Origin of the sequence: Methylobacterium oryzihabitans (genome assembly GCF_004004555.2) — a bacterium.
GTDB lineage: Bacteria > Pseudomonadota > Alphaproteobacteria > Rhizobiales > Beijerinckiaceae > Methylobacterium > Methylobacterium oryzihabitans.
The window spans coordinates 1-574 of record NZ_SACP01000099.1; the positions used below are offsets into that span (position 1 = coordinate 1).

At 51.7% G+C, this 574-nt stretch carries 1 rRNA gene; it reads right to left on the bottom strand.

From position 1 onward, the window contains the following. Positions 1-574 (bottom strand): 23S ribosomal RNA (locus tag EOE48_RS28505); the annotation flags it as partial.

Sequence of the window (574 nt, forward strand, 5' to 3'; positions counted from 1 at the left end):
ACAGGAATATTAACCTGTTTTCCATCGACTACGCTTTTCAGCCTCGCCTTAGGGACCGACTAACCCTGCGTCGATTAACGTTGCGCAGGAAACCTTGGTCTTTCGGCGTGCGAGTTTTTAACTCGCATTGTCCTTACTCATGTCAGCATTCGCACTTCTGATACCTCCAGCAAGCTTCTCAACTCACCTTCACAGGCTTACAGAACGCTCCTCTACCGCATCACCAAAAGGTGATACCCGTAGCTTCGGTGCATGGTTTGAGCCCCGTTACATCTTCCGCGCAGGCCGACTCGACTAGTGAGCTATTACGCTTTCTTTAAAGGGTGGCTGCTTCTAAGCCAACCTCCTAGCTGTCTAAGCCTTCCCACATCGTTTCCCACTTAACCATGACTTTGGGACCTTAGCTGACGGTCTGGGTTGTTTCCCTTTTCACGACGGACGTTAGCACCCGCCGTGTGTCTCCCATGCTCGGCACTTGTAGGTATTCGGAGTTTGCATCGGTTTGGTAAGTCGGGATGACCCCCTAGCCGAAACAGTGCTCTACCCCCTACAGTGATACATGAGGCGCTACCTA